Origin of the sequence: Streptomyces sp. NPDC059564, assembly GCF_042735575.1 — a bacterium.
GTDB lineage: Bacteria > Actinomycetota > Actinomycetes > Streptomycetales > Streptomycetaceae > Streptomyces.
In genome coordinates, this window is record NZ_JBHWBP010000201.1 from 1 (window position 1) to 13647 (window position 13647).

Consider the following 13647-nt stretch of genomic DNA (forward strand, 5'->3'; position numbering starts at 1 on the left):
GCGGGTGAGGGTGTGGGCGGCGGTGCGCAGCCCGCGCTCGTGTGCGGCCCGCACCAACGCGCGGATCGTCTCGGGGGACATGACGGGCATCGGTGTCCCGATCGCAGTTCCGTCCTCGATGAAGATCTTGAGGTGGTCCGCCCCGTCGGCGATCCGTGCCGCGACGAAGGCTCCCGCGTCCTCGGGACCGGCGAGGGTCGGGAAGGGGGCCATCAGGCCGAGTTCGACCAACTGGCTCGGGTGGCCGCCGGGTGCGGTGGCTCCGGTCGTCGCGATGCGCAGGTCGGCCAGGTCGTCGCGCTCGCGCGCGGCCTCCCGTACCGCGCGGGCGACCGAGGGCGTACCACCCATGTCGAGCTCGGTGGTGATCCCGAAGAGGAGTGCCCGCCGCAGCTGTTCGGTGTCGCTGGTGTGGGTGTGGGCGTCGATCAGCCCGGGCAGCAGGGTGCGGCCGCTGCCGTCGACGACGGTTGCCCCGGCCGGTGTACCGAGGGCGGGGCCGACGGCGACGATCAGGGGACCGCCGATGAGGACGTCCTGGGGTGTGTGCAGCTCGGTGCCGTCGAAGACGGCGACGTTGCGGATGAGGGTGGGGGCGGAAGCAGAAGTCGACATGTTCTTGTCTCCTTTGAACAGCCGGGTCATCGGGTGGACGGAACGGGCCGGGGCAGGTGCTGGGTCAGCCGACTGAGTACCTCGGCCGGCTCGGTCGGTACTCCGTGCGCGGCGAGGTGACCGTCGGGGCGGACCAGCAGGGGAGTGCGCAGTCCGGGTACGTGGCACACGGACAGAGCGGTGCTCCGCTGCCGCTCGTCCTCCGGTTCGCTCCGGCCGGGCAGGGCCAGCGTCCAGCGCAGGCCCGCTTGCGGGACGGTCAGGGGCGAGACCCGGTCTCCCGGGCGGGGGGAGTCGCGGTCGGGTTCCCGCGCGTAACTGATGTCGAGCTGGGCGAGTTTGGCGGCGATCCAGCCGACGATCCCCGGTGTGGCCGCGGCTGCGGAGAGGAGGTCGTTGCGGCGCTGTCCGGCGGCGGGGTCCGTCAAGGTGGCGATCTTGGCGAAGTGGCTGGTGAAGGCGACCAGTTCGGATGCGACCGGGTGCCGCTCGTCGTGGTAGCTGTCGAGTAGTTCGGCGGGGGCGGCGCCGGTGAGGACGGCGTGGAGCTTCCAGGCCAGATTGCCGGCGTCCTGGATGCCGGTGTTCATGCCCTGCCCGCCGGCCGGGCTGTGGGTGTGTGCGGCGTCCCCGGCCAGGAAGACCGGACCGGCCCGGAACCGCTCGGCGACCCGCTCCTGAACGCGGTACGTGGAGGCGTTCACCACCGCCGTCACCCGGGTACGTCCTGCCAGCGGCCCGCGTTCGGACACCAGCCGCTCGATGTCGGCGGCGCGGGGCGCGGCCGACCCCGGCGCGGCGGGGGTCACGATGCGGTGCTGTCCGTCAGCGAGCGGCGAGAGGAGCAGCATTCCCGCGGAGGAGAGGAAGAAGGTGGTGTCGTCCTCCCCGAGGCCGCTCGCCCCCAGGCCCAGGCGGACGTCGGCCAGGGCGAACAACTGCTCCGGCGCCTCTCCGGGAAACCCGATCCCTGCGGCCGTGCGTACGGCGCTGTGCAGACCGTCGCAGCCCACCAGGTAGCGCGCGGACACGGATCGCACCAAGCCCTCCGGATCGGCGATCACGGCGGAGACCCCGGGAACATCGGGGGTGAAGCCGAGGAACCTGTGGCCGCGGTGCACCCCGCCGTCCAGCTGCCGCAGGCGTCGCAGCAGGTGCTCCTCCGTCGACTGCTGGGAGGCGAGCAGGACGTAGGGATAGGGCGTGTCCAGGTCGCCGTAGGAAGCGTGCAGCAGCGTGTGCTCCCGGTCGTGGACGCGGAACCCGCGCCCCTTCTCACCGGCCGCGACGAGGTGTTCGGCGACGCCGATCCGGTCCAGGTATTCGAGGGAGCGGGGCTGGAGCGCTGCCGCTCTGCTGCCGATCCGCACGCCGGTGTCGCGGTCGACGAGAACGTGGTCCACGCCGAGCTGCCTCAGGCTCACGGCCAGGGCCAGCCCCACGGGACCGGCGCCGACGATCAGAACGTCCGTGTGCGGCGGGAGGGGAGTGGTGATGGGCGACGCAGGCATGACGCCTCCTCGTCGTGCGGGATCCCCCGCGAAATCCGCAGGAGACCCGCCGCATCAAAGAGAAACGAGCGTTTTCGTTTCACTGTGAAGCTAGCACTGGAGGGGCCGCAACGCAAACGTACGTTTCTGTTTGGCGTGGTGTGGCGGTCGGCACCTGCGGCGCGGTGGGCGTCAGACCTCGTTGCTCCGCATGCGGAACAACGCGCTTGCGGCTGTTGGAGGTCCAGGCCCGCGGGTACCCCTCGACCCGCGCTTCCACCTGGTGCTTCGTCACCATGACGTCTCTCCGTGCGACGTGTCCTTGTGGTCCGTCGGTTCAGCCCTGGGCGGTGGGTCGCACGACGATCTCGCTGACATCGACCTCCACGGGCTGGCCGATCGCGTAGTCGATCGCCGCGCCGATGGCGTCAGCGGGCATCGCGATCTTCAGCATGTCCCTGGTCGCCTCGCGCACCGCCGTGTCACTGATGCCCTCGGCCAGCTCACTCCTGGTCAGTCCGGGGCTGATCACGGTCACCCGCAGGTCGCGGCTCTCCTGCCGCAGCCCCTCGGACAGGGCCCGGACCGCGAACTTGGTCGCGCTGTAGACGGCGGCGGTCGGGTCGACGCGGTGTCCCGAGACGGAGGCGATGTTCACGATGTGGCCGGAGCCCTGCGCGCGCATGAGGGGAAGCACAGCGGCGATGCCGTGCAGCACGCCGCGCACGTTCACGTCGATCATGCGGTTCCACTCGTCGACCCTGAGCGCGTCCAGCGGAGAGAGCGGCATCACGCCCGCGTTGTTGACCAGGACGTCGATGCGGCCGTACCGGTCCTGCGCGGCGTCGACGAAGGCCCGCATGCTGACCTGGCTGGTCACGTCGAGCTCCTGGTGGTCCGCCTCCCCGCCGCTGCCGCGGATGTCCTCGGCGAGGGCGGCGATACGGTCCGTGCGGCGGGCGCCGAGCACCACCCGGTGCCCCGACGCGGCCAGCCGCCGGGCCGTCGCCTCGCCGATCCCACTGCTCGCACCGGTGACCAGTACGACCTTGCCTACCGGAATGGACGGGACGGTCATGAGAACCCCTTCGATGAAGCCGGCGGAGGCCGGACCGGGTGGTCGTCCACCCGCCTTCCGATCCTGGCGGTGATTGCGCCGGGCAGGCAGGGCGAGGCTTCCTGGGTGCGGCACTCCCAGGAACGCGCCGCATACGATCGAGGCATGAGCGGGTACGAACTCGGCGATTTCCTACAAGCGCGGCGCTCCCGTCTGAAGCCCGCAGAAGTGGGCCTTCCGGCCTACGGACACCGCAGGGTCGCGGGGCTCCGGCGCGAGGAAGTCGCCGTGCTGTCCGGTGTCAGCGCGGACTACTACACGCGGCTGGAGCAGGGGCGCGAACGCAACCCCTCCGGCCAGGTCATCGACGCCATCTCGCGGGCGCTACGCCTGAATACCCATGCTCACTGGCACGCCTACCGCCTCGCAGGCCTCCTGCCGCCGATCGAGGCCGCCGACGAGTCGGACGAAGTGGACCCGGCTCTGCTCCAGCTCATGGAGGCCTTCCCTGCCGCGGTCGCGTACGTCATCAACCGCCGCCTCGAAGTGCTCGCGGCCAACGCCTTGGCCGATGCCTTGCTCTCGCCCCTGGCCGACCGCCGCCGAGTGCTGCGTTCCCTCTTCCTCGACCCCGCCGCCCGAGAGCTCTACGTGGACTGGCAAGAGGTCGCGCAGTGCTCCGTCGAGGCCCTGCGCCTGGCTGCCGGACACCATCCGGGGGATCTCCGGATGGCCGCCACCATCCAGGAACTGCGCAGCGGCAGTGAAGAGTTCGAGCAGATGTGGCTGTGCCACGGTGTCAGTTCTCTCGGCCTCAGGTCCAAGACCTTCAACCATCCACGCGCGGGCCGGCTCGCCCTCACGTACCAGTCCTTCGACGTCCAGAGCGCCCCCGGCCAGCACCTGTTGATCGGCATCGCGGAGCCGGGCAGTCCGGATGCCGACACCCTCGCCCTCCTCGGCTCTTCCTCGCACACGCTCGAAGGCAGCGGAACGGGACGAGCGTGATGCGGCTGGGCCGCCAGCCAGCGTGACGCATGTCGCTCGGCGGGAGAGGCCGCGCGCAGCGCGATCTCTCCCGCACGGGTTTCCGATGCTCAGGCGAGTGAGGCCACGAGTGCGGCGGCCGGGCTCGGGCGGGTGGTGTCCCCGGCCGCGCACGCGGTGGGGTGCTTCGGCTGAGTCGTGGGCCGTTCCGTGTCCGTCAGCAGGGCGATCAGAGTGGTGCGGGCGCGCGCCACGCGGGAGCGGACCGTGCCGATGGGGCAGCCGACGGAGACAGCGGCCTCGGCGTAGGGGAGGCCGAGCAACTGGGTGAGGACGAAGGCCTCACGGCGTTCGGCCGGGATCGCGGCCAGGAGTTCCGCGAGGGCGATGCCGTCCTCGAAACCGGGAAGGCCGTACGCCTGACTCTGCTCGGCGGCGGCCTGCCAGTCGTAGCGGTCCGACAGCCGGGGGCGGGCGGCGGCATGGCGCACGCTGTCCACGACGGTGCGGCGCGCGATGGACAGCAGCCAGGTGCGGGCGGAGGAGCGGCCTTCGAAGCGGGGGAGCGCGGCGAGGGCGCGCAGGAATACGTCCTGGGTGAGGTCTTCGGCCGCCTGGGGATCCGCGCTGAGGTAGGCGACGTAACGCCAGACGTCACGGTGCAGGGCGCGGACGAACCGGTCCGCCTTCGCGGGGTCCCCGTCGCGGGCGGCGAGGGCCAGTCGGGTCACGGCCGCATCGGAGTCCGGGGTGTGCCGGGCCGGCCTTTCGCCGGCGGGACGGTGCTGGGTGGGCAGGGCAGGAGTCATCGCCACAGGTCCTTAAGGGCAAAGTGTCCGGCGCGCCGCAGGGGCGTTGCCGGTGAAGGGGGTACGGCCTGCCGGAGGGCATGGCCGATGCCCGAGGCGCGACGGGCAGGAGAAGAGCCGTCAGCGCGTCCTCGGGGAACCAGCTGTCACAGGACAGCGGTTCCCGTCGGCGGACCCCGTGAGGTGATGGCGTGGACGAGGAACAGCTGCGGGAGCGCGCGGCTGCGTCGCACCCGGCGTACGCGGATACGCGGCGGGAGAGGAGCCGGGGCGAGGCCGAAGAGCAGGCGCAGCGGCGTCCAGAGCCAGCCTGCGACGGCGCGCAGGACGCGGAAGGCGCCCTGTTCGCCGTAGGCCAGCCACAGGCCGCAGAGGAGAGCGGCCAGCAGGTGGACGGCGAGCATTCCGGCTGGTGACGTGCCGGCCATGTCGTGACCGCCTGCAGGCATGAGGGTGCCGGTGGCTTCAGATACGGCGCCGGTCATGCCCTGCATGGCGTGGTGGACGTGGGAGCCGGCGTCAGGGATGACGGTGCCGGGTGGTGGCTGGGACACGAGGCTGCCGAGCCCCGCCTCGTTGACGACCTTCAGGGCGTCATGGGAGGACAGCGTCGACGCCGTGCCTTCTCCGCACATCAGGTACGCGGCCCATTGGCGGGCGAACGACGTGCCGGACGGCAGGGAAGGGTGCAGGACCGACTGGGCCAAGGAGAAGCCGGAGTGGAGCGCGGCCTGGACGGCTACCGTCGCCGCGATGACGGTCAGCGGCCCGCGTTCATGGCCTGCGAGGGACCAGGCCGCGGCCGCCGTGCCCACGAACGCGGCGGACATCGCCCACCAGGGCACGGCCATACCGGACATGAGCACGTGGCCGACGGTCGCGAGCAGCACGCAGACGGCTGCGAACATCGCAGCCCGTACGGCTCGGAAACAGTGGCCTGGCGTCATGGCGGGTTCATCCTCGCACCAGCCTTCCGGACTGCGCAGGGGGGTGCGCACTTACTGACAAGTTCTCGACCGCGCCGTGGTGCGCCTTGGAGTTCGTTCGCCCGGTGTGGTGCAGGGCACAGAGGGGAGGGGGAACTGTGGTGCCGGTCCATCCGACTGCCTTCCCAGTCGGTCGTGATGTTCAACATCTGGGGAATGGAGACTTCTGTGGCGGCGGAGGGGACGATGGCAGCGACGGCGACGGTGCCAAGCGGGCGGGACCGGGAGGCTCGGAGCCTGACCGCGCTGCTCACCTGCGCCATGGCGTTCTCGATGCTGCAGTTGTTCCTGCTCGGTGCGCTCGGACCTCGCCTGGTGGAGGAACTGGACATCTCGGCAGCGGTGTTGGGGCTGACGACCACGGTCGGATTCGGGACGGCAGCCGCGTTGTCCCCGGCCGGCGGCCGGATGGTGGACCGTATCGGGCCCCGACGCTCGCTGGTGCTCCTGCTCGCCGTCTCCGCCCTTGCGCTCGCGCTGATCGGGGCCGCCCCCGGCGCAGGTCTGCTGCTGGGTGCGGTCGCGCTGGGCGGCATACCGCAGGCTTTGGCCAACCCCGCCACCAACAAGGCGATCCTGGCCGCGGTCCCGCCGGTCCGGCGAGGGGCGGTGACCGGTCTCAAGCAGTCGGGTGTGCAGTGGGGGGCGTTTGCCGCCGGCCTGCCGCTCTCCGCCCTCGCGGGCGGCCTCGGCTGGCGGGGCGCGGTGTGGACGGCCTCCGGGGCGGCACTTCTCGCCGGAGTGTGGGCGCTGTGCGCGCTGCCTGCCGACCCGCCCGTCACGTCGGCTTCGCCCGCCCGCACGTCGTTCGTTCCGCAGGGGATGGTGGCGTGGCTGGCGGGCTTCTCGCTGTTCCTGGGAACCGGGATCGCTTCCGTCAACACCTACCTCGCCTTGTACGGGGTGCGCGGTCTGGGGATGGGGCCCACCGTGGCCGGTGGCCTGGTCGCCGTCCTCGGGGTCGCGGGCGTCCTCGGTCGGGTCGGGTGGTCGAAGGCGGCCCGCCCGGGCCGGGCCGAGTGGCTGCCAGGTCTGCTGGCCTGCGGTGCCGTGGGGGCGGCGGCCCTATTGGCAGGCGGGCTCCTCGCGAGTCCGCTGGTGTGGGCCGGCGCCGTCGCTGTCGGAGTGTTCGCCGTATCCGGCAACGCCGTCTCCATGGTGCTGGTCATGCAGCGCGCCGCTCCCGGCCGCGCCGGACAGGACTCGGCGCTCGTCGCGGCCGGGTTCTTCGCCGGATTCGCGGTGGGCCCGCCGCTGTTCGGCCTCCTCGCGCAGAGCGGGCGATACGGGGCGGGCTGGTTGCTGGTGGCGGTGGAGTTCGCGGCGGCAGGAGCGGTCGCGTTCCTCTGGGCCGTACGGGACCGGCGAGTGGGGACGGGGAAGGCGGCATGACCTCCGGCGACTGGGCCGGCCAGGCGCTCGCAACCGTCATCGAACGGGTGACGGTGACAGAGGCCGAGGTCGGCGCCCGCTTTCCGCTGTACGCCGACCCGGCCGACGGGCGGTGGAAGACGACCGGCCGCGGCTCGTGGACCGGCGGCTTCTGGGCCGGACTGCTGTGGCTGCGAGCCCGCTACACCGAGGAAGAGGCACACCGACTGGCCGCGGCGGAATGCACGGCCCGGCTCGCGCCGTGGGCGGAAGCCGACACCGCCACCCGAGGACTGATCTTCTGGTACGGGACGGCTCCGGCCTTCGACACGCCCGAAGCCGCCGCGCTGCGAGCGAAGGCGGGCCGAGCCTGCCTGGACTCCTACGACCCCGCTGCAGGCATCGTGCCCTGGGGTGCGGCGCTCGGCGGACCCCGGGCCCTGGCCCGCGCGGACGCCGTACCGGGGCTGGTGCCCCTCCTGGCCGTAGCCGGACCCGAGGGGCCTGCCGTGGCGGCGGCCCACCTCCACCAGCACCTTGACCTCGCCCTCGGGGCGGAGGGCGCGGGGAACGGCCGCCGACCGCGGCCCGCATGGCAGTTCGACGCGGCAACGGGGTGGTACCCCTGCGAGGACCCGGCACCGGGCTGGAGCCGCGGCGAGGCATGGCTGCTCCTGGCCGTGGCCGATGCACTGCTGCATCCGGACGTTGCCGACATCCGGCCGGAGCGGCTCGCCTTCGCCGCCGAGCAGCTGCTGGTCCAGGCGGAGGCGCTGACCGGGCGGATCGTCCCGCCCAACGAGGCATCCCGGCCGCGGGGGCCGGTCGACAGCTCGGCCGCGGCGATCACCGCCGTCGCGCTGCTCAAGCTGTCGCGTGCATGGGCGCCCCGGGCCGCGGTGTGCTCGTACCGGGCCGTGGCGATCCTGAGCCGACTGGCCGAGGCTCACCTCACCGGACCGGGCTCGGGCCGTCCGGCGGGAATGCTGCTGGACGGTTGCTACGACGCGGCCAAGGGCCTGGCGGTGCGCCACGAACTGATCTGGGGCGACTTCTTCCTGGCCCTCGGACTGGCCGCCCTCGACGACCTCGTCGACATCACCCGCGTGTAGTGGACCCCTGGCCGTAGCCGTGCAGCACCCGGCGGGCCACCGAGGTGATGTGCAGTTCGTCCGGGCCGTCGAGGATGCGGGCCGCCCGCCCGCCGCGGAACAGGGACGGCAGCGGGGTGTCGGGGCCGAGCCCGGCGGCGCCATGGACCTGGATGGCGGAGTCCGTGACCTGCTGGAGCATCCGGGCGGCGGCGACCTTGGCCAGCCCCACTTCGGTACGGGCGTCCTGTCCGGCCGCGATCAGTGCGACCGCCTCGTGGACCAGGGGGCGGGTGGTACGCAGCGCGAGGAGGGCGTCGAAGACGTGCTGCTGGACCAGCTGGTGGTCGGCGAGCGGTCCGCGCGACCCGCTGCGGGTGGCGGCGCGTTCACACATGAGGTCGAAGGCGCGCCGGGCCTGGCCGAGCCAGCGCAGGCACCGCAGGGTGCGGCCGAGTGCGAGCCGTTCGCCCGCGATGGCCAAGGCGTCGCCGCCTGAGCCGAGGAGGTGGTCGGCGGGCACGACCACCCGGTCGAGTTCGATCTCGTACTGGCCCGCCGCCCCGAGTACGGGGAGTTCGCGTACGACGCGGAATCCGGGCGAGCTCGTCGGTACGAGCAGCAGGGAGAGCCCCTCTCGGTCGCCTGCCGCCCCGCCCGTACGCGCCATGACGGTGACGAGACCGGCGCCCGCCGCGCCGGAAGTGAACCACTTGCGGCCGCTGACGCACCAGCGGCCGTCGGGCCGGGCCTCGGCCCGGGTGCCGGTGAGGAGCGGGTCGGTGCCCGGCACGTCCGGTTCGGTCATCGCGTAGCAGGTACGTATCCCTCCTGAGACCAGTCGCTTCAGGTACTCCTCGCGAACCCGGGTGCTGCCGTGACGGTTCAGCATGGTGACATCGAGCAGCGGGGCGGAGCCCAGCGCGGCGGGGCCGTGGTCGCTGGCGCCCTCGGCCTCCGCCAGCTCCGCGTACTGGCGGAAGGTCAGGCCGCCGCCGCCCAGGTCCGCCGGGAGTGGCAGGGCCCACAGCCCGGCGGCACGCGCCTCGGCCCGCAACTGTGTCAAGGCGGCGGTCGCATCCTTTCCGCCCGCGTCCAGCACCGTCTCGGACGGGATCACCTTCGTACGGACGAAGTGGTCGACCTTCTCCCGCAACTCGGCGATGCGCGGCCGGGGTTGAGCCGATCCTTCGTGTGCGGTGCCTGAATCCGTCACTGCATTCCTCCTCATTGCCGGGAACCCATGGGAACTGTTGTCCGACTCTCTGTCCGAGGAACTGGTCGGGTGCGCACCCCTCCGAGTTCCCGCGTTCCGTTCGACCTGGGCGACGGCCACCGCCGCGCCGGGAGAGGAGAGGCATGGCGTCCCCCGCAACCACGCAGACGGTCCGGCCGCTCGACACACTGCGCTTCGGCACCTCGGGGCCCCCGCAGATCACCGACGTCGTCGCCGAGCACCTACGGCTGCTCGGCGCGCGATCCGACGAGCTCGCCGATGAGGACTCGTCGGGCCGCATCACGCTCTCCGGAGCCGGCTTCGACCCCGCTCACGCGACCGCCACCTGGGCGAACCCCGGGAGCGGGCTCGTCGACGAGGCGACCGTGCAGGCCGCGACCGGCATGATGGCGGTCCACGGCCGGCGCGACGGCAGCCCGCGCGGACTTGCCGCGGACTACGCGGCGACGGCCACCGCCGTCCTCACCGTCCAGGGACTGCTCGCCGGACTGGTCGGCCAGGCCCGCGGGGCCAAGGCCCTCCACGTCACCGCCAGTGCCGACAGGGCCGGACTGCTCGCCGTGTCCCAGTACCTCGCCGCCGCCGGGGCCGATGAGGGCGAAGCCGCCGAACTCGCCCCAGGAGGACCGCCCTTCACCTCGGCCGAGGGCGTTCTGTTCGAGCTGGAGACCCTCGACCCGGGAGCATGGGCCACGTTCTGGCGCGCCCTGGAGGCCCCGGCCGGCGCGATACGCGCCGGGTGGCGGCCGTTCCAGTTCCGCTACGCCACCGCCTGCGCCCCCTTCCCTCCGGCCCTCCACGCCGTGACCCGTTCACATCCCCTCCCGCGGATCCGGCAGGCCGCGGTGCATTCCGGCGCCGAGGTCTGCGTACTGCGGACCCTGGCTGAACACGCCCTGGAGGCCGACGGCGCCGCGCCCTGGTCGCTGCGGCCGCTCGCCGATGGCCTCGCCTCAACGAGCCCCCGTACGGCAGCCGCCCCCTTTTCCGGCCGGCCCTTGGCAGGGCTGACGGTGCTTGAGGCGGGCCGGCGCATCCAGGCACCCCTTTCCGCGCACCTGCTCGGCCTGCTGGGAGCCGAGATCATCCGGATCGAGCCGCCGGGCGGGGACCCGCTGCGCGGCATGCCGCCCACCTGCTCCGGCATCTCCGCACGCTGGCTCGCCCTCAACCGGGGCAAGAAGGCCGTCGAGATCGACATCAAGGCGGAGGCCGACCGCGCTCGGCTGCGGGAGATGGCCGCGGAGGCCGACGTCTTCCTGCACAACTGGGCCCCGGGCAAGGCCGCCGAGCTCGGCCTGGACGCCGACGACCTCGCCGCCGTCAATCCCGCCCTGGTCTACGCGTACACGAGCGGCTGGGCCGACCGGCTCCAGGACGCCCCCATGGGAACCGACTTCATGGTGCAGGCCCGTACCGGTGTGGGCGAGGCGGTCCGTCCCGAAGGCGAGGCTCCGGCCCCTTCGCTGATGACCCTGCTCGACGTACTCGGGGGCCTGCACGGCGCCGAAGCCGTGCTCGCGGGACTGCTGCTCAGGGAACGCACCGGCCGCGGCGTACGGGTGGACTCCTCGCTCCTCGGCGCCGCCGACACCTTGACCGGCCCCGCACTGCGACGGGTGGCCCGTGGGGAGCATCCCAGGCGGCCCGCCGGTTTCCGGCACCCGCTGCCGACGGCCGACGGCTGGATCGCCCCTGCCGACGGGAGTGCCGGGGCCGCGGCCGAGTGCGACCTGCGCGAGCTCTCCACGACCGACGCCCTGGACCGGCTGAGTGCTCGTGGGCTCACCGCCACCGCCGTCACCACCGACCTCTCCGACCTGCACCACGACGCGCGCTTCGCCGGCTCGATCAGCCGTGACGCGCACGGTGCCCCCGCCGTTCCCGACCCTTGGAGCTTCGCGTGACCGTCGAACTGCACGACCTGCTGCCCGCCGAGCTCCGCCGCTCCTGGGTGGTCGACGGCACGTGCCCCGACCTCGACCTCTACAGCCTCTTCAGGGCACGCCAGATCGCCGACCTGCACCACACGGCCGTTCTGGATGCCAAGGGCACACTCTGTTACACCGCCCTGGACCGCAAGGTGCGATGTCTGGCCACCGGCCTCAGAAACCTCGGCATACGCGAGGGTGACGTGGTCGGTGTGCAACTCCCCAACCATCGCAACGCCGTCATCGCCGACCTGGCCCTGGCCGCGCTCGGCGCCGTCGCCCTCCCCTTCCCCGTCGGCCGCGGCACCCTCGAAGCCGAGTGCCTGCTCCGCCGGGCCGAAGCCGTCGCCGTCATCGCCGCGATCGAACACCGCGACGTCCACCACGCGGCCGACCTGCACACGCTCTCCCGCACACTGCCGGCCCTCCGCCACGTAGTCGCGGTCGGCCCCGGCGCCGCACCCGAGGGCACGACGTCGTGGTCGGACCTCATGCGCTGCGACCCCAGCGGCTTCGTCCCCGCCCGTCCGGACCCCGACAGCGCGGCCCGGATCCTGGTCTCCTCGGGCTCCGAAGCCGAGCCGAAGATGATCGCCTACTCGCACAACGCGCTGGCCGGCGGGCGCGGGAACTTCCTCGCCTCCCTCATCCCCGACGGGACCCCGCCGCGCTGCCTCTTCCTCGTACCGCTGGCTTCGGCCTTCGGGTCCAACGGCACCGCAGTCACGCTCGCCCGGCACGGCGGCACCCTGGTCCTGCTCGACCACTTCTCACCCGAGGCCGCCATCGCGGCGATGCGTGAGCATGAGCCGACCCACGTCCTCGGCGTGCCCACCATGGTCCGCATGATGCTCGAACGCCTGGACGCGACGAGCGAGCAGTTGCCGGCCCCCACTGCGCTGGTCCTGGGCGGCGCCCCGCTCGACGAGACGACCGCTGCCGCCGCCGCGAAGGCCTTCGGCTGCCCGGTGGTCAACCTCTACGGCTCGGCCGACGGCGTCAACTGCCACACGGGGTTGGCCAGTACCGTGCCTCCGACCGACGCGTCGGGGGTCGTGGCGGGCCACCCCGACCCCCGGGTCGCCGAGATCCGCATCGCCGACCCCGAGACCCACGAAGCGCTGCCCGACGGCGACATCGGCGAGATCATTTCTCGGGGCCCCATGACACCGCTGTGCTACGTGGGCGCCCCTGATCTCGACGCCCTCTACCGCACCCCCGACGGTTGGGTCCGAACCGGCGACCTCGGCTACCTGGATGCCGACAGCGTGCTGCACGTCGTGGGCCGCCTGAAGGACATCGTGATCCGCGGCGGCGCCAACATCAGCCCGGCCGAGGTCGAGCGCGAACTCCGTTCTCACCCGCAGGTCCGGGATGTCGTCTGCGTCGGTGTTCCCGATCCGCTGATGGGTGAGCGGCTGGCGGCCTGCGTGGTGACGCGGGGCCCGCAGGCTCCGACGCTGGACTCCCTCGGCGAACACCTGACGGCGCGAGGTCTGGAGCGGCGCAAGCACCCAGAGCGTCTGCTCGTGGTGGAGGAGATACCCCTGACGGCGGCGGGCAAGCCGGACCGGGCGGCTCTGCGGGAACGCCTGACCGAGAGCCTGGCGCAGGCGCAGCACGGCATACCCGAGGCCGAGCCCCTCGCCCAGGCCGGATGAGCGATGAGCCCGGCGGCCGAGGACCGCCGGGCGCATCGGGTGGTGGGGAGGGCAGGCGTACGTGCCCTCCCCACCTGGTCAGGCCTTCGGGCTCCGCCGTACGAGGCCGACGGCCACGTCCACGACGATGAAGCAGGCCAGGGGTGCAGGGCGAACCGTGTTGCACCCAGAACCAGCGTGGTCACGTGGAAGCGGCGTCGGCGGGTCCCGAAGAGGGCGGTGCACAGCGTGGTCAAGGCCGCGAAGAGCAGTCCCGGCCCGGCCCCGTCCGGCAGCCGGCCGCCCACAGCGGTGTGGCTCGCGGAGCCCGGGAATGCGTGGCCCTCGTGAGCCGACTCACAGGAAGGGCGTTCGGGGTGTAAGGGGTATCCCGGGACGGCTTGGGCATGCCGTCCCGGGATGTGGTGGTAGC

At 72.6% G+C, this 13647-nt stretch carries 11 protein-coding genes; 5 read left to right on the forward strand and 6 right to left on the reverse strand.

Features of this window, described 5'->3' with window-relative positions:
* From ACFV0Q_RS27340 to ACFV0Q_RS27350, 3 genes are all read right to left on the reverse strand, one after another.
* On the reverse strand, positions 1 to 615 hold a 615-nt coding region (locus tag ACFV0Q_RS27340; RefSeq protein ID WP_385009020.1), incomplete at its 3' end, for an amidohydrolase family protein.
* 26 nt (positions 616 to 641) lie between these two features.
* A complete protein-coding gene (locus ACFV0Q_RS27345) occupies positions 642 to 2126 on the reverse strand; it encodes an FAD-dependent monooxygenase (RefSeq protein WP_385009021.1) in 1485 nt (494 codons plus the stop codon).
* Between the two features lie 316 nt (positions 2127 to 2442).
* Positions 2443 to 3183 carry an SDR family oxidoreductase gene (locus ACFV0Q_RS27350; protein WP_385009022.1) on the reverse strand — a complete coding sequence of 247 codons (741 nt, stop codon included), beginning with the start codon at positions 3181 to 3183 and terminating at the stop codon, positions 2443 to 2445.
* A 144-nt stretch (positions 3184 to 3327) separates the two neighbouring features.
* Here ACFV0Q_RS27350 and ACFV0Q_RS27355 point away from each other — a divergent pair, with 144 nt between their 5' ends.
* Complete coding sequence (locus ACFV0Q_RS27355; protein WP_385009023.1) at positions 3328 to 4170, forward strand: helix-turn-helix domain-containing protein; 843 nt, start codon at positions 3328 to 3330, stop codon at positions 4168 to 4170.
* Between the two features lie 89 nt (positions 4171 to 4259).
* On the opposite strand, the gene ACFV0Q_RS27360 is transcribed toward ACFV0Q_RS27355, so the two are convergent.
* Positions 4260 to 4958, reverse strand: a complete 699-nt coding sequence (locus ACFV0Q_RS27360) for a sigma-70 family RNA polymerase sigma factor (RefSeq protein ID WP_385009024.1) — start codon at positions 4956 to 4958, stop codon at positions 4260 to 4262.
* A 146-nt stretch (positions 4959 to 5104) separates the two neighbouring features.
* Positions 5105 to 5905, reverse strand: a complete 801-nt coding sequence (locus ACFV0Q_RS27365; RefSeq protein ID WP_385009025.1) for a hypothetical protein — start codon at positions 5903 to 5905, stop codon at positions 5105 to 5107.
* Positions 5906 to 6100: 195 nt separating this feature from the next.
* Between ACFV0Q_RS27365 and ACFV0Q_RS27370 the strand changes: the two genes are divergently transcribed.
* Entirely contained in the window at positions 6101 to 7336 is a 1236-nt protein-coding gene (locus ACFV0Q_RS27370; protein ID WP_385009026.1) for an MFS transporter, read from the forward strand.
* Positions 7333 to 8427, forward strand: a complete 1095-nt coding sequence (locus tag ACFV0Q_RS27375; RefSeq protein ID WP_385009027.1) for a sugar ABC transporter permease — start codon at positions 7333 to 7335, stop codon at positions 8425 to 8427. The genes ACFV0Q_RS27370 and ACFV0Q_RS27375 overlap by 4 nt, the downstream gene beginning before the upstream one ends.
* Here ACFV0Q_RS27375 and ACFV0Q_RS27380 read toward each other — a convergent pair.
* Positions 8414 to 9622 carry an acyl-CoA dehydrogenase family protein gene (locus ACFV0Q_RS27380; RefSeq protein WP_385009028.1) on the reverse strand — a complete coding sequence of 403 codons (1209 nt, stop codon included), beginning with the start codon at positions 9620 to 9622 and terminating at the stop codon, positions 8414 to 8416. The genes ACFV0Q_RS27375 and ACFV0Q_RS27380 overlap by 14 nt on opposite strands.
* Positions 9623 to 9765: 143 nt before the next feature.
* Here ACFV0Q_RS27380 and ACFV0Q_RS27385 point away from each other — a divergent pair, with 143 nt between their 5' ends.
* Both ACFV0Q_RS27385 and ACFV0Q_RS27390 read left to right on the forward strand, forming a co-directional pair.
* On the forward strand, positions 9766 to 11550 hold the full coding sequence (locus ACFV0Q_RS27385) for a CoA transferase (RefSeq protein WP_385009029.1): 1785 nt from the start codon (positions 9766 to 9768) through the stop codon (positions 11548 to 11550).
* Positions 11547 to 13235 (forward strand): class I adenylate-forming enzyme family protein, encoded by a 1689-nt coding sequence (locus tag ACFV0Q_RS27390; protein ID WP_385009030.1) that lies wholly within the window; start codon positions 11547 to 11549, stop codon positions 13233 to 13235. The genes ACFV0Q_RS27385 and ACFV0Q_RS27390 overlap by 4 nt, the downstream gene beginning before the upstream one ends.
* Positions 13236 to 13647 lie beyond the last annotated feature (412 nt).